Below are 18,463 nucleotides of genomic sequence, written 5' to 3'. Positions count from 1 at the left end.
GCGTTCAACACGACTCGTTGATCTCGACGCGTGAACCACGCTAGATCCGAAGTCCACCACTCAGCGGGACGCTATCCCAGGTTCTGTTGGTCGCGCCAACCGCGGTCAAGACTCCCTTGCTGAACCAGGCGACTGGAGGGCCGGCGTTTGTCGAAAAGCTCAGTCACCAGACGTCGTCACCACTGATGATCACGACCGACGACGTCCTGGACGCAGTCGATCGTGGACTTGCGCATCACAAGATTGTTGTGACCCCGGGCGCTCGTGCTGCCTATCTTCTGCGCCGTCTGTCGCCGAAGCTGACGTGGTGGCTTGCCGACCGGATGGGGTGAATTGCGGCGGAGTGGTGGCAGGGTATGGGGCTGTGCCCTCGCCCCACTTTTCGGTGAGTCTGCTACTGCCAGTACGGAAGAACCTCCCTTACCGAGAGAGCATTCTGGCTCTTCCGACTTGGTGGGGGTCTGGTGTGACCGATTCGGATGCCCTGGGTGTCGGTGACTGATTGGGGGCTCGCGCCCTTGTGAACTGGGTGTTCTTCACGCATCCAGATCACAGAAAGGCGCGAGCCTTGCCCAACGGTAGTACCTTGCTGCTCGGTCTCGAAGGCATCGTCGTGGATACGGTGCACCGCAACGACGACGGTGGGCGGGTAATCACGGCGCACACCGCCCCGGAGTACGTCGGCCGGTGCACGAAGTGCCGCACCCGCTCGCGCCGCTCACGCGGTTGGGTCAGCACGCGCCCACGCGATATCAAGATCGGACCCGACCGGCCCCAAATTGTGTGGCGGAAACGGAAATGGCTGTGCACCAATACTTCCTGTGACAAGAAGACGTTCACCGAGGCCACACCGGATGTCCCTCCGCGGGCACGGGTAACTACCCGAGCCAAGACAGAGATGGCCACGATGGTCCTCGACCACATCCGGCCGGTGGCCGCGGTCGCCGCCGACTACGGCTGCACCTGGAACACCTGTCACGGTGCCGTTGAGGCCACCGCGGAGGCGGTGCTCGCCGGCGAACCGGCAGCGATCACCGTGCTGGGCATCGACGAGACCCGCCGGGCAAGGCCAAATACGAGACCTGCCCGGACACCGGCAACCGCGTGTGGATCGACCGCTTCGACACCGGCCTGGTCGACATCACCGGCACCAGCGGCCTGCTGGTGCAGGTCAACGGTCGATCAGCCAAACCCGTGGCCGACTGGCTGGCAGCACGCACCCCCGAATGGCGGGAGTCGATCACCCATGTCGCGATCGACATGTCGAGCACCTACGCCAAGGTCGCTCGCGACGCCCTGCCCCACGCGCAGTTGATCGTCGACAGATTTCACCTGGTCAAACGAGCTAACCAGACCGTCGAAGCGGTACGCCGGCGCACCACCTGGGACAGTCGTGGGCGTCGTGGCCGCAAGGCCGACCCGGAATGGCTCAACCGGCGCCGGTTACTGCGCGCCGCCGAGCGGCTCACCGACACCCAACGCGACCGCCTGGTGGCCGCCCTGGCAGCCGCCGACCCCGGTGGGGACATCTTGGCCGCCTGGATCGCCAAAGAACTCCTCCGCGACGTCCTGGCCTGCACCGCGACCGGTGCCATGCGCTACGACATCGCCGCCGCGCTGTATCGCTTCTACCAATTCTGTGCCGCCACCAAAGTCCCCGAGATCCACGACCTCGCTGCAACCATCCAAACATGGCAGGGGCCAATGGTTCTCGCGATCACGACCGGCCTGTCGAACGCCCGCAGTGAGGGCTACAACAGGATCGTCAAACACGTCGGACGCGTCGCCTTCGGCTTCCGCAACCCCGACAACCAACGCCGCCGAGTACGGTGGGCCTGCACCCGCCAATCACGACGGGCGCCGCTCACGGCCAGGCAGCTACGCCCCTGCTAACTCGGAAGAGCCAGCATTCTTGGCCAGTGTGTGGTACGCACTGGACTAGGCGGTGGAACTCCCGCGTCTTGTCGGCCGCGCCAACCCGCCGGCCGGAAGCAACACGGCAACCGTCGCCTCTACCGAACCTCTGAGAAGATGACTCGCAGCGTGAACCCTACAAATCTGTATGGTCTCATGCTCCGTGTCATATGGCGGCACTCTGACCTGCGGCGATGCCGGTTGTCTCACGTGGTGTCATCTGAGTTTGTCTCAGACCCGTGTCATTTCCTCGGCCAGCCTCAAGATCAACCGCTCACTCCAGGTGGCGTGTCATCGCCTCCAACGTGGGAGTGTTCGGGCCGAGAAAAATGCCGACGCCGGTGATTCCGCTGACGCCGTCGGTAGCCCGCACATGCCCGCGCTTGGTCGTCGGTGATGTTAACGCGGTGATATCACACCGCTCGCATGCAGGAGTGACTGTAAATCACTGGGCCGGTGGAGATCTCGAACATCTCGATTCGGGTGTGGACGCTACGGTGGGTACCGTTGGGAACGTATACCTGCACGGCCCTGGATGCTCTGGTGTTCCCGACGATCCTCGGCCGCATCGCCCACGTCGTCTCACCCTGCCGCCGCACCGGTGAACCCGTGTCGGTCAACGCGGCAAGCTCGGCGGGAACCTGATCGACCGAAAGCCCGGCGCTCCCGGCGAGTTGTTCGACGCTGACCGGGCGCCGGCGGCGAGCAGCTGAAGCAGCGGCCGCCGCAATTTGGCGTCGGGCGGTGCAATCCGGACTGGCGTCCACGGCGGCGATCAAGCGGGTGGCGAGGGAGGTGTCCATGGGGGTGCCCTTCGATATCAGCGTGCATTCCTGCGCAGGGCGGCCTGTATCTGCTCAGCAGACGGAAGGGTCAGCCGGCAATTTGCATCCGGGTCGGGCGGTCGGCCGGTGACGAGGTCGACTCCGTCGATCAGCAAGGCCGGCGAGGGGTACGGACCGCAGAGCTCCTCGACGGAGGCCGCTGTCCCCGTTGCGGCGAGCGCCTGTGCGACCAGGTCCCGCACCCGGTCGAGCAGCGGGCAGTCGGGCACGTGCAGCAGCTGGATACGCGGCGTGGCGGGTCTGGTCATGGCCGTTCCTAAGGATCGGAAGCCAGGGCATGCTGAAGCGTGCAGTCGCGGTCGGCTCGGGGGCCGATTGCGGGTCGCGCGTATGCGGGCCGGATCGTTGATCTTGGCGGTCAACGCGGTGATCTTCTCGTCGGCCATCGCGACGGCCGCAGGGCAGCTCTCCGGTCCACCGCCGGCCAGGTGCGGCAATACGTCGGCGTCCGCGAGGGTGAAACCGAGCTCCTCGGCGCGTTTGACAAACCGCACTTTGTGCACCGCCTCCGGCCCGTAGCGGCGATACCCCGACTCCGACCGAGCCGGCGTCGGCAGCAGACCGCGTCGCTCGTTATACCGCAACGTCTGCGGATTGACATCGGTCCGCTCGGCCGCCTGCGCCACGCGACCCGCACTTCGACGATTTACCGCCCAGGTGTGGGCATGGGCGGCATCGGCATCGGCATCTGCGACGGGGACGGCATGCCGGGCTTATTTTTCATGTCGTCCATCTTGTGATTCATGTTCTCTTTCATCTCGGCACAGCAGGGCATGCCGTCTTTCATGGCGCCACCACAGTTCGGCTGCGAAAAAACGAGATACAGGCCAGCGACGATGATGAAGATGCCGACCGCAATGCCGGTGATGGCGGCGGCGGGGTAGAGCCAGCGGGTCCAATCCGGACGTGTGGGGGTGGAAGTGGCGGGGGTGCTTTCTGGCATTGCTTGCCTACCTTTTCGGGCCGAAGATTCGGCATATCGATCAGCGCTTACTGGATGTGGGCCCAGATGCCGCATCTCGGCGATGATCACAGCCGGGCAGCATGACCAGGCGCTTACCGGCCGGCCATGCTCTCGTTACCGCTGCTGGACTGGGCGTGCAGCTCGTCGCCTCCAACACTCGCTGGGTTTGCTTGGCTGCCTTCAGCGCACACCGGTTGTGGCTGTCGAGTGCAGTCGTCGTGCTGCGGTGTGGTGGATCAATCGTTGCACGTGCAGGCGGGGTGACCGCACTGACAGCCCGGTCCCTGGGTGCACAAGGCGTCACCGCACTGGCAGCCGCCGGACTTGCAACAATTGGCTTGGGCTTGTTTGGTTTCGTTCACAACTCCACACCATACCCCGGTGGGGTATCCACGTCAATCGTTCGAAAGCGGCTGCGCACTGCGGGGCAAGCACCCTCGACCCGCCCGTCACGCGGCAGTTCAAGAACGTAGAAGTCGGGCAGTGGCGGGTATCTGTCATGTCACGTCTCGTTTCCCGATATTCGGCGCCGCGCGAATGTCGATGAGTTGACCACCCTTCTGTCCTGCCCGCCGGGCATGCGGATCAGGGCGCGCGAAGCGGGAGTCAACTGAGAAGCTCGGCTCCTGTACGCCATCATCGAAGGCGTCGAAACCGTCACACCCACCGACCGCCCCGTTGCTAGTGTTGGCGCTAGCGCCTTCCGCTGCTCCAGATCGACCTCGTGGCACTGGTGCCGGCGGCCCCGAAGTGCCGTCGACAACCATCAGGCCCGGAACTGACCTTTAGATGCCGATATACGGCGCACGACGCGCTCCCAATGTCCGGAAGTATCGGCGTAAAAGGCCTGCCGCTAAATTGATTACGGGGTGCGGGAGGGTGAGCTAATCGGTAGGTGATGGTCAGCTGTCGTCCTCCTCGTACTCCGTTTTGCGGGGGCTGCCGTCATGGCCCCAGGTGCTCGGCACCATCGGCACGGTCAGGGCGCCCTCAAACCCGTCACCGGCCACCGTGGTCAACCCCGCTGCCGGTGTGATGTCGGCCTTGCGCGCGGTGTCGGCAAGCCCTAGCACGCCGGCACCGCGATCCGATGCCGTCGGCGCGGCGAGCCGATCGCTGGTCGACGGGCCCGGGGCGGTGTCCATGTTGTCGTCCAGATCCGCGTACTCGTCGCGGTAGCCGCGATCTTTCACCGCCACTCGCCGCCGGCGGCGGGCGCGTGCCTGCTCCCGTGCCGACGCGGCCGCGGCGGTCCCCTCCTGCGCACTGAGGTCGGAGGCCGGCGCCTTGACGCGGCTACGGTCGGTGAGGTTTGGGCCGACGGCGGGACCGGGTCCGCCGCCGCCGCCCAGCAGATAACCGAATCCTGCAAGACCGGCGGCCGGCACGGGTGCGGCACCGGCGGCAGTGACTGGTGCTGCCGGAGCTGCGGGCGCCGCGGCCCCAGCGGTGGTCGGAGCGGCTGGCATGGTTGGGGCGATCCCGGCGGTCGGCCACAGGTTGGGTTGAGCCGCAACGGGTTCTGGCATCGGCGTGGCCGGGACCCCGGTGGGCTGAGCCAGGCCGGCCAGCCCGGCGAGACCGGCCGCCCATCCGAGGTTGGCGATAGCGAGGCCTAAGCCCACCGACAACAGCTGCGGGGCCATCTGGGGCAGGTTGGACACAAGCACCTGAACGTGGAACAGAAAATCGGCCTCCATCATGGGAAGAAGGGTCGATAGCTGCGACGGATTTGCCAGCACGTCGGAGATTTGCTCGGTGAGTTCGGATGCCCAGCCCTGCCAGAAGCGCGGGTCGGACGGGCAATAGACGTCCTCGGTTTCCCCGGTCCACGGATCGATTTTGGTGCCGCAGCCGCCGCCGTCGCTGGTGGTGCTGTCGGATTTCTGGATCTGCGGCGCCGGCGCGGTTTGCGGGGTTGACGCCACCGCCGTGCCGGCGACTGCCTCGTAGGTGGCCATTGTGGTGGCCGCTTGGATCCACATCCGCGCGTAATCGGCCTCATTCAGCGCGATCGGGATGGTGTTGATCCCGAAGAAGTTCGTCGCCACCAACGCCCCGTGGCTGGCGTGGTTGGCGGCCAACTCGGCCAACGTCGGCATTACGGCCAACGCGCTGGTGTAGGCCGCGGCCGCGGTCCCATGCTGGGCGGCCGCTGCAGCGCTGTCCGCGCTGGCCTGCATCAACCACGCCAGATACGGCACATGAGCGGCCACATACGATTCCGCGCTGGGACCCTCCCATGCCCCGGCCTGCACCGCCCCCAATACTGCGATGAGTTCATCTGCCGCCGAAGTGTATTCGGCACTCTGCGATGTCCACGCCCCCGCAGTGGCCAGCAACGTACCCGGCCCCGGTCCGCTGCTCAACAAGGCCGAATGCGCCTCCGGCGGCGACGCCATCCACAACGGTGCGCTCATCGCCCAACACCGATCACCGATGCCTGATCGTCGCCAGGCACACCATCGATCGCCACACGTCGCGTCATCACCAGAACTCTCCGTCCGACTCGCGTCACCACGCCCGGTCAGGCAGCGGGACAAAGACGTCCCACAACCACCATCGCGCGTTAATGACAATCATTATCGACAAGGTGCGGGCGACTGTACCCCGAACCAACGGCTGATGAAAACCGTTTTCAACAAACAATCAGAGCGGTCCGTCCGCGCCCGGCGGCGCCAAGGGGCGGTCTGACTTGGGCCTCGGGAGCGTTATCGAAATGTGCCCATACCCGCGCTAGACACCGGCGCACACCGTGCGTACCCTCTAGGGGTATGGGGTACTTGGGGATGCGGGCGAAGGTCCGACGCAGTCGGCCACGGCTGCGATTCCTGGCCGCCGTGCTGGCGGCGGTGGGGATGTTGGCGATCGCCGCCCACTCCGACGTACTGTCGCCGGTGTCCCACGTCGCTGACCCAGCGCATTCCGTGGTGTCCTCGCTGGGCGGTGAGCACGCGATCACGCTCGATCACCCGCACGCTGCCAACGGTTCGTTGGGCGTTCACCACGAGGCGTTCCCGACCACGATGCTCACGAAGTCGTCGTTTACCGCGCTGGTTGCGCTGGGTCTGGTGGCGGTCTTGGTCGTCGCCGCGACTTCAGTGGCCTCTCTTGTGGTGCCGGCTGGTCGGGGCCCGCCGGGTGGGCTGGCCGGTGCCCGCACGGGTCAAGAGCGCTTGATCCGGTTCTGCCTTTCTCGTCGCTGAATGGTCAGCGCCAGGCTGTTGTGCCCTGTCACGACGGCCGGTGTCTGCTGCCCATGTCACTTGGCTGCGCTCTGCGGTTGCGGCCTCACGCTGAAAGCGACGATCCCATGACCAATCTTCTGTCTTTGAACCCCTGCGAGCTTGCCGAGCTGCCCTTTGCGGCCATCGACCTGCGCAGTTCACGCCAACTCGCCCCGGCGAGCACACCCCGGGCCGCGGGCTGCGAACCCGCCCCCAGTCCGTATCGCCGGCCCAACGGTTTGGTCGGTAATACTCCGGTGTTGCGGATTTCGGCGCCGTTGACCTCGGCCGGTCGCGGGTTTTGGGCCAAGCTCGAAGGGTTCAATCCGGGCGGCAGCATGAAGGACCGCCCCGCCCTGCACATGGTTGAACGCGCCCGGGCCCGCGGCGTGCTGCGGCCCGGCGCCCGCATCGTGGAGTCCACCAGTGGATCCCTCGGGTTGGGGCTGGCGCTGGCCGGCATGACCTACGGGCATCCGGTCACGGTGGTGACCGACCCGGGCATGGAGCCGATCGTGCAGAACATGCTGCGCGCTTACGGCGCCGACGTCGATCTGGTCGCCGAGCCGCACCCGGTCGGCGGGTGGCAGCAGGCCCGCAAAGACCGGGTCGCGCAGCTGTTGGCCGCCGATCCCGACGCCTGGTGCCCGGATCAGTACAGCAACCCCGACAACATCGACGCCTACCGGTCGCTGGCGCTGGAGTTGGGCGACCAACTCGGCCGCATCGACGTGCTGGTGTGCTCGGTGGGCACCGGCGGGCATTCGGCCGGGGTGGCCCGGGTGTTGCGTGAGTTCAACCCGGACCTGAAGGTCATCGGGGTGGACACCATCGGCTCGACCATCTTCGGCCAACCCGCCGCCACCCGGTTGATGCGCGGGCTGGGCTCGAGCATCTATCCACGCAATGTCGACTACGCACTGTTCGACGAGGTGCACTGGGTGGCCCCGGCCGAAGCAGTGTGGGCGGTGCGCTCCCTGGCGGCCACCCACCACGCCAGCGGCGGCTGGAGTGTGGGCGCGGTCGCCCTGGTCGCCGGGTGGGCAGCACGCACCATGACAGCCGACACCACCATCGCTGCGGTGTTCCCCGACGGCCCGCAACGCTACTTCGACACCATCTACAACGACGACTACTGCCGCGAACACCACCTGCTCGGTCACCTACCGCCGGCCGAGCCGGCTGTCATCACCGACCCCGGTGAGCAAGTGGTGCAGTCCTGGACACGGTGCGCCACCGTGCTCGATCCGGCTGGAGTGGTGGGCCGATGACGTTTATTTCGCAGTTCCGCAGCTTCGATGTGCCCGCCCGGGTGCTGATGGTCAACCAGTTCGGCATCAACATCGGCTTCTACATGCTGATGCCGTACCTGGCCGGCTACCTGGCCGGCCCACTGGGGATGGCGGCCTGGGCAGTCGGGCTGGTGCTGGGGGTGCGCAACTTCTCCCAGCAGGGCATGTTCATCGTGGGCGGCACGCTGGCCGACCGGCTGGGCTACAAACCGCTGATCGTGGCCGGATGTCTGCTGCGCACCGGCGGGTTCGCGTTGTTGGTCATCGCCCAGTCGCTGCCCGCGGTGCTGATCGCGTCGGCGGCAACGGGGTTCGCGGGGGCGTTGTTCAACCCGGCGGTGCGCGCCTATCTGGCCGCCGACGCCGGCGACCGCCGGGTTGAGGCGTTCGCGGTGTTCAACATCTTCTATCAAGCCGGGATCCTGCTGGGCCCGCTGGTCGGGTTGGCGCTGATGGCGTTCGACTTCCGCATCACCGCCGCAGGCGCCGCGGTCGTGTTCGCCGCCCTGACCGTCGCCCAACTTCTCGCGCTGCCGAAACACGCCGCCGATCCGCCGACGGCGAAAACCTCCATCCTCGAGGACTGGCGTGTGGTGGCCGGCAACCGGTCATTTTTGTTGTTCGCCGCGGCGATGATCGGCTCCTACGTGCTGACGTTCCAGATCTATCTGGCGCTACCGCTGCAGGCGTCAGTGCTCGCACCGCAATCGCAGTCCGAGGTGGTGGCGGCGCTGTTCGTGGTGTCCGGGATCGTTGCTGTCGCCGGGCAGCTGCGCATCACCGCCTGGTTCACCGCCCGCTGGGGCCCTGGGCGCAGCCTGACGATCGGGATGGCCGTCGTGGCGGCCTCCTTCACGCCGCTGGTGCTCGTCCCCGACGCGGCCCGCTTCGGCAGCATTGCGGCGATCGCCGCGCTGCTGATGTCAGCAGCCATGCTCGCTATCGGCGCAGCCGCGACCTTCCCATTCGAGATGGACACCGTCGTCGCACTGGCCGGGGGCCGGCTGGTCGCCACCCACTATGGGTTCTACAACACCATCGTCGGCATCGGCATCCTGCTCGGCAACCTCGCCACCGGCTCGCTCATGGGCCTGGCACGACAACTCGGCGCCAGTGAACTCCTGTGGGCCGGACTGGTCCTCGTCGGTGCCATCGCCGCAGCCGCGTTGTACCGCCTCGACCGCGGACACCACCTTGAGGCCAAGAAAACTGTGCCCAACCCGCACGGCCAGTTGATCAGGCGCTAAATCATGAACTATCGGTATCGAACCGGCCCGCCGCACCGCAGCGTGGTGCGGTGCCACGCTGGGCGTGTGCCACGGTCACGGTCGGCGATCGCGATGGCGGCCATCGCCACGGTGTTCATCTTGTGGGTGTTTGGTGGGGCCCATTGTGGACTGCTGCGATCCGGGCCGGCGGCATCTACAGCACCGCAACCGGTACTGACCTCACACGCGGGTCCGGTGGCCGGCACCGTCGACCAGCCGCACCTCGACCACCGGCCAACAAGCCTGTGCCACAAGGCGTTCGTGGCCGCGGTCTTGCCCCAGTCGTCATCCCCGACGCTGCCGGTCCTGGCCGTGATCGTGGCAGTGGTCGCTGTCGCCGGTTGGCACACGCAGCCGGTGGCGGTAGCCGGGCGGGGCCCGCCACGTGGGCTCGCCGCACATTTCACGGGCCAGGACCGTTTGACGCGGTTCTGTGTTTCTCGTCGCTGATCGGTCCACATCAGGGCTGTTGTGCGATACCACGACCGCCGGTGATAACCGACTGATGAGCAGTACCGCCCGACAGCGCCGCCTCGGCAGCTAACGCTGAAAGCAACGCGTGTCCCGCCCTGCATATGACATGGCAGCGGATCCGAAACCTTCAGCGCGACAGCGTCACCGGCATCGGCTCCACGGCAGCCGTCCTGCTTGCCCGCCCTTGGAATACCGCTCAGACAAGGACATCCCGTGTCATTTCTAGTCACCCACCCGGACCTGCTGGCAGCAGCCACCGGGGACCTGGCCGCTGTGGGTTCGGCGACCACAGTGATCGTTGCCGCCGCCTACCAGGTGCGGGCACTGAGCGCCGCGCAGTTCGTCGCGCACGTCCAGATCTACCACGCGGTCAGCGGCCAAGCCGCCGCGATTCACGAACAGTTCACGGCCACCTTGGCGGCCCGCACCGGATCGTATGCGGCCGCCGAAACCGCCAACGCGGCCGCGGCCACCTAAGCAATCGGAGGAAGCACAATGGACTTCGGGGCGCTCCCACCGGAGATCAACTCCGCCAGAATGTATTCCGGGCCGGGGTCGGGGCCCTTGCTGGCCGCCGCCGCGGCCTGGGACGGGTTGGCCGCCGATTTGTATTCGACGGCCGCCTCCTACTCATCGGTGGTCTCCAATCTCACCGGTGGGCCGTGGCTGGGCCCGGCCTCGGCGTCAATGGCAGCCGGGTCCGCCGGCCATGTGGCGTGGCTGAACAGCACCGCCACCCAAGCCGAGCAGACCGCCGCCCAGGCCCGCGCCGCGGTCACCGCCTATGAGACCGCGTGGGCCATGACGGTGCCGCCCCCGCTGATCGCGGCCAACCGCAGCCAGCTGATGTCACTGATCGCGACCAACATCCTCGGGCAAAACTCCCCGGCGATCGCGGCCACCGAAGCCCTCTACGCCGAAATGTGGGCCCAAGACGCCGCTGCCATGTATGGCTATGCGGGCGCCTCGGCAGCTGCGTCCACGCTGACCCCGTTCACTTCTCCGCACCCCAGCACCAGCCCGTCCGGGCTGACCGGGCAGGCCGCCGCGCTCACCCAAGCCACCGCGACATCGGCGGCCACCAACACCCAAAGTGCACTGTCACAAGAGTCACAAGCGATGTCGGCGGTGCCCACGACGTTGCAGGGGCTCGCCTTGCCGCTGACCTCCGACGCATCGACTTCCTCGTCACTGTCGTCGCTGAGTTCGACGCTGAGCCCCCTGACTACCGGTCTATCCATGACCAGTTCGGCCGGATGGATATCCAGCTCACTGCTCTCAAATGCCAACCAGCTCAAGTCCCTGCTTCCAGCCGCCGCAGCCAGCACCTCCGCGCCCGGCGCCACTGTGGCACCCGCGGCGGGTCCAACCGCAGGGCTCGGCGCGCCGGCAGGCTGGGCGGGCGCCGGTGGCGCCGGAGCCCCGGCTACGGTGTCGGCCGGATTAGGCCGGGCGGCGTCCCTGGGCGCCCTGTCGGTGCCGCACACCTGGGCCGGGCTGCCCTCGGCGATCAGCCCCCCCACGGCCCTGTCCGGCGCGACCCTCACCGCCACGGCGACCGGCTCGACCGATGCGCCGGGCCTGCTCGGCGCAGCACCCCTGACCGGCATGGCCGGACGCGCTACCGACACCGCCGGTACGCGGCCCCAGTTCCGCCTTCAAGCACCCACCGTGATACCCCGGGTCGCCGGCGGCCGGATAACCGCACGAAGAGGGCCGAATCAGTAGGTTCGAACTGCCACCGGTCACGATGTCACGCGGGGCCCATCGCACCCCCACGGCCGCTGACCGCACGACCGTCGCAGGTCGGCGCACCATGTGCGCAGCGGTGACCCAACACTGCCGGGTAACTAGGCGGCCGCGGCGAGCCCCTGTCGGGTGTCGCGGCCAAATCGGCGTAGCCGCAGCGAGTTGGTCACCACGCTGACCGAGGAGAGCCCCATCGCCGCTCCGGCAATGACCGGGTTGAGCAAGCCGAGGGCGGCCAGGGGAATCGCGGCAGTGTTGTAGCCGAAGGCCCAGCCCAGGTTTTGGTGGATGGTGCGCAGAGTCTGCCGTGAGAGCCCGATCGCCTGCACAACGCCGTCGAGGCGGCCCGAGATCAGCGTGATGTCGGAGGCCTCGATGGCCACGTCGGTGCCGGTGCCGATCGCGATGCCCAGATCGGCCTGCACCAGGGCGGGGGCGTCGTTGACGCCGTCGCCCACCATCGCGACCACCCTGCCCGCGTCCTGGAGCCGCCGGATTTCGGTGACCTTGTCGGTCGGCAACACCTCGGCCAGCACGTGGTCGATGCCGACCTGCGTGGCGATCGCGGCGGCCGTGCGGGCGTTGTCGCCGGTGATCATGGCGACCTGCAGCCCCATGGCGTGCAGCGCAGCGACCACGTCGGCAGCGTCGTCCTTGACGGTGTCAGCCACGGCGAGCACACCCACAACGTGGTCGTCGCGGCCGACGAACACCGCAGTGCGGCCCTGCTCTTCGAGCTCGGCGGCCGCCGCGGCGAGGTGCTCCGGCAGCACCAAACCGTCGTCGTCGACAAGCGTGCGCCGTCCGACCAGCACGCTCCGGCCGTCGACCTCGGCCCGTACGCCGCGCCCGGCGTGGTTGGTGAACTGTGTCGCTGCCGGAATTTGCAAGCCGAGCTCACGCGCGGCCGCGACGATTGCCGCACCGATGGGATGCTCGGAGCCTGACTCGGCCGCGGCGGCGATCCGCAGCACGAGGTTGGGCTGCCGCCGCTTGCCGACAATCACGTCGGTGACCTGCATCTGGGCGCGGGTCAGGGTGCCGGTCTTGTCGAAGACCACGGTGTCGATCATTTTCGAGGCTTCCATCACCTCGCCGCCCTTGACCAGAATCCCCAGATCCGCGCCGCGGCCGGTGCCGACCGTGATCGCCGTCGGGGTGGCCAGGCCCAGCGCACACGGACAGGCGATGATCAGCACCGCGACCGCGGCGGTCATCCCGGCGACCGGGTTGGCGGCGAGCAGCGTCCACCCGGCGAACGTCACCGCGGCAACACCGACAACAGCCGGAACGAACACCGCCGAAACCCGGTCGGCCAGCCGCTGCACCGGAGCCTTGCCGCCCTGGGCCTGCTCGACCAGGCGCACGATCTGAGCCAGCGCGGTATCGGCGCCGACCGCGGTGGCGCGCACACTCAGCAGCCCATCGATGTTGACCGTCGCCCCGGCCACTCGGTCACCGACCCCCTTTTCCGCCGGGACAGATTCGCCGGTCAGCATCGACTCATCGACGGCGGCGCGCCCGTCGACGATCTGACCGTCGACCGGGATCTTCTCCCCGGGCCGTACCCGCACCAGGTCCCCGACCTGCACCTGCTCGACCGGGACCAGCAGCTCCTGGTCATCGACGAGCAGGCAGGCTTGCTTGGCGCCCATCTCCACAAGCTTGCTGATCGCCTCGGACGCCTTGCCGGTAGCCCGGGCCTCGAAATAGCGGCCCAACACCACGAACGCGACAATCAACGCCGCAGTTTCGAAGAACAACGCTCCACCGGCGAACAACTCGACGGTGGAGTAACCAAACGCGGTCAGCGTGCCCAGGGCGATCAGCGTGTCCATGTTCGCGCTGCCTGCCCGCGCTTGCTGCACCGCGCCCCGCAGGAACGGCCAGCCCGCGACGAACTGGACGGGCACCGTCGCAGCGAACGCCACCCACCCCGCCCACGCAAAGGCGCCGAAAACCATCGTCGACACCGACGCCAGCAGCGCCAATGGCATTGCCAGCCACAGCCGCCGCAACCACCTGCGCTGCTCCCGTCTGTTCAGCTCGCCCGATGACGGTGTGCCGCACGCGCCGCCGGGTGCCTGCGCACACCCGCCACCGGCCACGGTGTCTGGCGGCCCGTCGGTATCGGGCCGGCCGCCCAGCAATCGGCGGATTCCATCGAAGGCTTTGCGCACCACACCGGGGGTGCGCACCTCGGCCGAGTGCGGGGCACGGGTGGGCACCAACTCCGCGGGGAGGTGCTCGGCTTGCCCGATCGCCGTCAGCACCGCCGCGGTGTCGCAGCGCTGCGGTGAATACCGAATCACCACCGACGCGGTGCGCGGATAGGCTGCCACCGCCTGCACACCCGGCACCGCGGCGACCGCCTCCTCGATCGCCACGGCCCGAACCGCATCGACACCAAACCCGCTGACGTGCACCCGCATCCGACCCGATGCATTCGATACGACCTCAAACGGGGCGTCGGCGGCCCGCAGCACATCAGTGGTCATGGTCTCCACCGGGGCTCGTCGCCGTTGCCGGCTCGGCGTCGTCCCCGGCGCGCTCTCGCGCCTCGGCCATTACGTCGGCGACCGTCAATCGGACCTGTTCAGAGTTCTTTTCGGCCTTTCGCTGCGCGTCGCGGGCAGCGCGGATGCCCCAGGCGGTCACGGCGACCGTCACCTGACGCAGCGGAGCCTTCGCCATGGCCGTGCGCAGCGCCTCATACGCCGCGGCCCCCACCACCCCGGTCACCACTGTCGGTGCCGCTTTCACCAAGAATCCATGCCACGCCATGCCAAGCACTCCCTTTCTGTTTGTTGCCCGCCAAGCGCTGACGCGCTGATGGCCCCGCTGTGTGGCTACCTGAACCCATCCTTGACCTTCCAGTACAGTGGAAGGTCAAGGATGGGTGCCATGCAGATCGGTGAGTTGGCGAAGCTCAGCAATACCAGCGCGAAAACCATTCGCTTCTACGAGGACTCGGGGCTACTTCCGCCGCCGGCACGTACCGCATCGGGGTATCGCGACTATGGGCCCGAGATCGTAGAACGGCTCCGGTTCATCCATCGGGGCCAAGCGGCGGGGTTGACCTTGCAGAAGGTGCGCCAAATCCTGGCGATCCACGACCGCGGTCAGCTGCCGTGCGGGCACGTGCGGCAGATCCTGAGCACCCGTCTCGATCAGGTCCGCGCGCAGATCGCCGAACTGGTCGCCCTGGAAGGCCACCTGCAGACCCTGCTTGAGCGCGCAGCGCACGCCGCGCCCACCGAACACGACCAGTCCACGGTGTGCTGGATTTTGGAAACCGATCTGGAGACCGACGCCGCCGCCGTCGACCCTGCTCCTGTTGGCGATAGGCAGTGAGCAGCAGCGAGGTACGTCAGCAGTCGTGGACCGATACGTGGTTGCCGGCCGGCCTGCTGGGTGTGGCGGGTGTGGGCTGGTGGTGGTCTGTGGTCAGCGCCGCAGGAATGGGCGGCGACGCCATGCCCATGGACGCCCCCTCAGATATGCCCATGGACACCATGACGCCGATGTCGTTGGCCGCGTTCCTGCTTGCGTGGGTGGCCATGATGGCGGCGATGATGCTTCCCGCGGTCCTGCCCGTGGTACGCACCTATATCGGCGCTGCCGTCGGTAACGCCGCCCCGGCGGTTGTCTTCGTCGCCGGATACCTGACCCTGTGGAGCGCCACGGGGTTCCCGGCCTATCTGGCGTGGAGCCGCCTCAATGGACCACTGGCACACGCCGATCCGTGGGCGGGCCGCTTGGCCGGTGCCGCAGCTTTGGCCGCCGGGCTGTATCAGCTCACGCCGCTGAAAGCGACCTGCCTGCGGCACTGCCAGCCGCCGACGTCCCCGCGGCCGGGCGCGCAGCTCAACGGCCCGGGCCGGGCCCTGTGTGCCGGCGCCCGCTACGGCATGTTCTGTCTCGGCAGCTGCTGGATGCTCTTCGTACTCCTGATCGCCTTCGGTACCATGCAATTGGCGTGGATGCTGGCGCTCTCGGTGGTGATCTGGCTGGAAAGAATCGCCTCCCTCGGCGATTGGCCGCGACGGGTGGCGGGGGCGACGTTTGTGGTCCTCGGCGTTGCGCTGCTGGTGCACCCCGCATCGGTCAGCCACCTCCTGTAACGAGGAGAGCATTATCGGCGTGGCGGGCAATAGCTCGCCGATCAGGACTGGAGGCGCCCGGCTCCGATGTCGGTCATTTCCCTCCCGCCAGGGCATCGCGCAGACCGTGGGGGAACCGGTTGAGCGCTACACCATCACGGCGAACATGAGGGCCGCGCCGGCCGCCATCAATGCCTGGCATAACGGCCCGAGGACGACCGGTTGCGGGCGGTGCGACACAGCGTTGCTTCGACGTTCGGCGGCATAGCGATACAGCCAGTACAGCGCCGCGATGGCGAAGCCGACAGCGGCGATCGCGTTGACGATGATGATCCACCCGGGTTCGGTTTCCGTCCAGGCGGCCTCCGGCCCTGACATGTCCATCGCGGCCATCTGCATGCCCGGCGAGCCATGTCCGGAGTGACCGGATGGGTGGCAGGTCTGGCCTGGCAAGTGGCCGCTCATCACCGCATACATCCACGCCATCGCCGTCATCTTCATGGCGTGATAGCTGTTGATCAGGCGGTCAGCGATACCGGAGAACACCCGTCCGGGCGCCAGCACGAACCAGCCCGCGGCGAGCAAGAAGAAGATCATCGGGCCGACCACCGGCAGGGCCATCCCAGCGGGCCACGCCATCACAATCATGGCTGCCGACATCGCCAGATGCAGCACGTGATTGACAGTGCATGTCCACCGGTTGTGTTGCGCGGCAAGGATGCACCCGTATCCAGCGATGCTCGCGGCGAACAGGACGGTGACAATCCACCGCAGCGCGAGGTCGTCGATCACGAAACGCCACGCCGCGACGTGGCGAACGCTCCGTGCGACGCTGACACCGGCCGGGCTCCCGCTGACCCAAATCCGGCACACGACAGTGCCCTCAACCAGTACCGGTCTGCGCGCTGCGCGGTCTGCATCAAATCTGCCTTACGGTCCGTTTGGTGTTGCCAGAGGTAAGCCACCGCCCAGGCGCCGTGGCGGCTCCGGACGTGCGGTGTTCACCCGCCGACGTCAGCACACGAAAAAACGCCCGCCGGGCCCTGGTGCTCCTGCCCGGCGGTGTTATGTCGGTGGCTGGCCCGTCGGGCACGACGCATGTCGCGCTTGCGCTAGCGGCCTGCGATGAGAAGGATTCGGCTCGCGCCGCACCCCTTGGCCTTCAGTCGCAGTGAGCGAACCCAGGCCAAGGGGGCGAAGAGCTGTGGCGGTGCTTGGGTGGTGGGTTGATCAGTTGTTGCAAGTGCACTTCGGGTGGCCGCACTGGCAGCCCGGGCCCTGAGTGCATGCGGCGTCGCCGCAGTTACAGGTGCCCGACTTACAACAACTGGCTTGGGTTTCCTTGGTCTCGTTCATGTCTTCGACCATACCCCGGTAGGGTACGAGGGTCAAGGCTTGTTCGATGCCAATTGGGGCACGCCGGCCCGGCCGTGGGCGCCTAACCGCGCCGTCGCGCTCAAGAGCGCACGAGGCGCGCGATGGCGGCAGAGGCTTCGGCCAGCTTTGCGTGGGCATCGTCGCCGCCCTCTGCAACCGCGCGGGTCACGCAGTGGTCGAGGTGCTCATCGAGCAGGCTGAGCGCTACCGACCGCATTGCGCTGTTGACCGCACTGATCTGGGTCAAGACGTCGATGCAGTACTTGTCGTCGTCGATCATTTTGGCGATCCCACGCACCTGCCCTTCGATGCGACGCAGCCGTTTGGCATAGTTTTCTTTCTGCGCCGAATATCCGTGGGGGGTTGTCATCTGGCCTCCTGGCGTCTTCGCCGCGGGGCGATCTCGGCAGCATCGGCCATGCCGATCGCGCCCCGGCGGCGACCGATCGTCGACCACGGCGTCAACGATTCCCGGCATACGCCAGGACCGCCGGACGGCAGAGGATCGGTAGGTGTCATGCCGCCCATGATACCTACCCCGTAGGGGTACCCCCGATGACGGCGCGGGCGCCGCCCCGACAATCCCAGCAGTTCACGGTGGCGATCACCACGGCACTGCCCGGCCGCATGCCCCTACATCAGATCGCCACCGTCAGCGTCCGACTCGCTCCACACGGCCACCGTGTTGGGGGCCGGTGATGCCAGCGAGGCATTCAGCCGAGTGACTCGATGAGTTCGTGGCATGCCCGCGCGCACCGGTGGCATACCTCTGCGCACACGCGGCAGTGCTCATGGCTCCCGGCATGGCTATCGCACTCTTGGGCACAGGTTTTGCAGGCGGTGGCGCAGGATTGCAATACATTACGGCTGATATTGGCGTCGTAGCCGGTGTGTCGAGACAAAACCCGGCCGGTGGCCTCGCAGACATCCGCGCAGTCAAGGTTAGTGCGGATGCACTTGGTCAGCTGGTCGACGGATTCTTCACTCAGACAGGCATCCGCGCACGCGGTGCATACCTGCGCGCATTCGATGCAGGCCTCGATACAGGCCACCAGCTTGTCTCGGTCGACACCGCCGAGGTCTTGTGGGTAGGACTTCAGCATGCTGCCAGCGGTGCTCATGTGCCCCTCCTTGGGGTGGATTGCTGCGTTCTCGTTGTGACAGCAACGCTGTACCCGGGGCGGGTATGCACCTAAACCACAACGGTCTGCCCGGCGACTGGGGAGGCGGGCGCAGCAAGCGGTCCTCGA

At 67.2% G+C, this 18,463-nt stretch carries 17 protein-coding genes and 2 pseudogenes; 10 read left to right on the top strand and 9 right to left on the bottom strand.

Features of this window, described 5'->3' with window-relative positions; all coding sequences use genetic code 11:
* Positions 1–520 precede the first annotated feature (520 nt).
* Positions 521–1,893 (top strand): annotated as a pseudogene (locus tag AWC16_RS23045) (ISL3 family transposase).
* Positions 1,894–2,191: 298 nt separating this feature from the next.
* On the opposite strand, the pseudogene AWC16_RS25420 reads toward AWC16_RS23045, so the two are convergent.
* A pseudogene (locus tag AWC16_RS25420) lies at positions 2,192–2,429 on the bottom strand (membrane dipeptidase); the annotation flags it as partial.
* Here AWC16_RS25420 and merB point away from each other — a divergent pair.
* Positions 2,371–2,559 (top strand): organomercurial lyase, encoded by a 189-nt coding sequence (gene merB / locus AWC16_RS25810; RefSeq protein WP_420094317.1) that lies wholly within the window; start codon positions 2,371–2,373, stop codon positions 2,557–2,559. The pseudogene AWC16_RS25420 and the gene merB overlap by 59 nt on opposite strands.
* 175 nt (positions 2,560–2,734) lie before the next feature.
* On the opposite strand, the gene AWC16_RS23790 is transcribed toward merB, so the two are convergent.
* The 3 genes from AWC16_RS23790 to AWC16_RS23020 all read right to left on the bottom strand — a co-directional run bounded on the left by AWC16_RS23790 (position 2,735) and on the right by AWC16_RS23020 (position 6,143).
* Entirely contained in the window at positions 2,735–3,385 is a 651-nt protein-coding gene (locus AWC16_RS23790) for a MerR family DNA-binding transcriptional regulator (protein ID WP_109561554.1), read from the bottom strand.
* Positions 3,386–3,405: 20 nt separating this feature from the next.
* Positions 3,406–3,702 (bottom strand): hypothetical protein, encoded by a 297-nt coding sequence (locus AWC16_RS24595; RefSeq protein ID WP_165759298.1) that lies wholly within the window; start codon positions 3,700–3,702, stop codon positions 3,406–3,408.
* A 923-nt stretch (positions 3,703–4,625) separates the two neighbouring features.
* Complete coding sequence (locus AWC16_RS23020; protein WP_085267024.1) at positions 4,626–6,143, bottom strand: PPE family protein; 1,518 nt, start codon at positions 6,141–6,143, stop codon at positions 4,626–4,628.
* Positions 6,144–6,497: 354 nt separating this feature from the next.
* Here AWC16_RS23020 and lpqS (AWC16_RS25410) point away from each other — a divergent pair, with 354 nt between their 5' ends.
* From lpqS (AWC16_RS25410) to AWC16_RS22990, 6 genes are all read left to right on the top strand, one after another.
* Positions 6,498–6,929, top strand: a complete 432-nt coding sequence (gene lpqS, locus AWC16_RS25410; RefSeq protein ID WP_234812399.1) for a putative copper homeostasis (lipo)protein LpqS — start codon at positions 6,498–6,500, stop codon at positions 6,927–6,929.
* Between the two features lie 107 nt (positions 6,930–7,036).
* Positions 7,037–8,221, top strand: coding sequence for a PLP-dependent cysteine synthase family protein (locus tag AWC16_RS23010; RefSeq protein WP_085267023.1), 1,185 nt, complete (start codon positions 7,037–7,039; stop codon positions 8,219–8,221).
* The gene (locus AWC16_RS23005) at positions 8,218–9,489 is read left to right on the top strand and encodes an MFS transporter (RefSeq protein ID WP_085267022.1); all 1,272 of its coding nucleotides are present in this window, start codon (positions 8,218–8,220) and stop codon (positions 9,487–9,489) included. Before AWC16_RS23010 ends, AWC16_RS23005 begins: the two co-directional genes overlap by 4 nt.
* Positions 9,490–9,492: 3 nt before the next feature.
* Positions 9,493–9,960: a putative copper homeostasis (lipo)protein LpqS gene (gene lpqS, locus AWC16_RS25825; protein ID WP_085267021.1), complete on the top strand. Its 468-nt coding sequence runs from the start codon at positions 9,493–9,495 to the stop codon at positions 9,958–9,960.
* Positions 9,961–10,197: 237 nt separating this feature from the next.
* Positions 10,198–10,461: a PE family protein gene (locus tag AWC16_RS22995; protein ID WP_085267020.1), complete on the top strand. Its 264-nt coding sequence runs from the start codon at positions 10,198–10,200 to the stop codon at positions 10,459–10,461.
* A gap of 18 nt (positions 10,462–10,479) precedes the next feature.
* Positions 10,480–11,712, top strand: a complete 1,233-nt coding sequence (locus AWC16_RS22990; protein ID WP_085267019.1) for a PPE family protein — start codon at positions 10,480–10,482, stop codon at positions 11,710–11,712.
* Positions 11,713–11,834: 122 nt separating this feature from the next.
* On the opposite strand, the gene AWC16_RS22985 is transcribed toward AWC16_RS22990, so the two are convergent.
* A complete protein-coding gene (locus tag AWC16_RS22985) occupies positions 11,835–14,165 on the bottom strand; it encodes a copper-translocating P-type ATPase (RefSeq protein ID WP_109561555.1) in 2,331 nt (776 codons plus the stop codon).
* A gap of 55 nt (positions 14,166–14,220) precedes the next feature.
* A complete protein-coding gene (locus AWC16_RS22980; RefSeq protein WP_085267018.1) occupies positions 14,221–14,517 on the bottom strand; it encodes a DUF1490 family protein in 297 nt (98 codons plus the stop codon).
* 120 nt (positions 14,518–14,637) lie between these two features.
* Between AWC16_RS22980 and AWC16_RS22975 the strand changes: the two genes are divergently transcribed.
* Together AWC16_RS22975 and AWC16_RS22970 are read left to right on the top strand one after the other, a co-directional pair.
* Positions 14,638–15,087 (top strand): heavy metal-responsive transcriptional regulator, encoded by a 450-nt coding sequence (locus AWC16_RS22975; protein WP_085267030.1) that lies wholly within the window; start codon positions 14,638–14,640, stop codon positions 15,085–15,087.
* Positions 15,084–15,857 (top strand): DUF2182 domain-containing protein, encoded by a 774-nt coding sequence (locus AWC16_RS22970; RefSeq protein WP_085267017.1) that lies wholly within the window; start codon positions 15,084–15,086, stop codon positions 15,855–15,857. Before AWC16_RS22975 ends, AWC16_RS22970 begins: the two co-directional genes overlap by 4 nt.
* A gap of 126 nt (positions 15,858–15,983) precedes the next feature.
* Here AWC16_RS22970 and AWC16_RS22965 read toward each other — a convergent pair whose 3' ends face one another.
* The 3 genes from AWC16_RS22965 to AWC16_RS22955 all read right to left on the bottom strand — a co-directional run bounded on the left by AWC16_RS22965 (position 15,984) and on the right by AWC16_RS22955 (position 18,334).
* Complete coding sequence (locus tag AWC16_RS22965; RefSeq protein ID WP_085267016.1) at positions 15,984–16,628, bottom strand: DUF5134 domain-containing protein; 645 nt, start codon at positions 16,626–16,628, stop codon at positions 15,984–15,986.
* Positions 16,629–17,292: 664 nt separating this feature from the next.
* Complete coding sequence (gene ricR / locus AWC16_RS22960) at positions 17,293–17,583, bottom strand: copper-sensing transcriptional repressor RicR (protein WP_085267015.1); 291 nt, start codon at positions 17,581–17,583, stop codon at positions 17,293–17,295.
* A 343-nt stretch (positions 17,584–17,926) separates the two neighbouring features.
* Entirely contained in the window at positions 17,927–18,334 is a 408-nt protein-coding gene (locus AWC16_RS22955) for a four-helix bundle copper-binding protein (RefSeq protein WP_085267014.1), read from the bottom strand.
* Positions 18,335–18,463 lie beyond the last annotated feature (129 nt).

Source organism: Mycolicibacter longobardus (assembly GCF_002102265.1).
In the GTDB taxonomy this organism is placed as follows: domain Bacteria; phylum Actinomycetota; class Actinomycetes; order Mycobacteriales; family Mycobacteriaceae; genus Mycobacterium; species Mycobacterium longobardum.
Note: the sequence above shows the minus strand (reverse complement) of the source record. Positions and strands in the feature narration are given on the sequence as shown.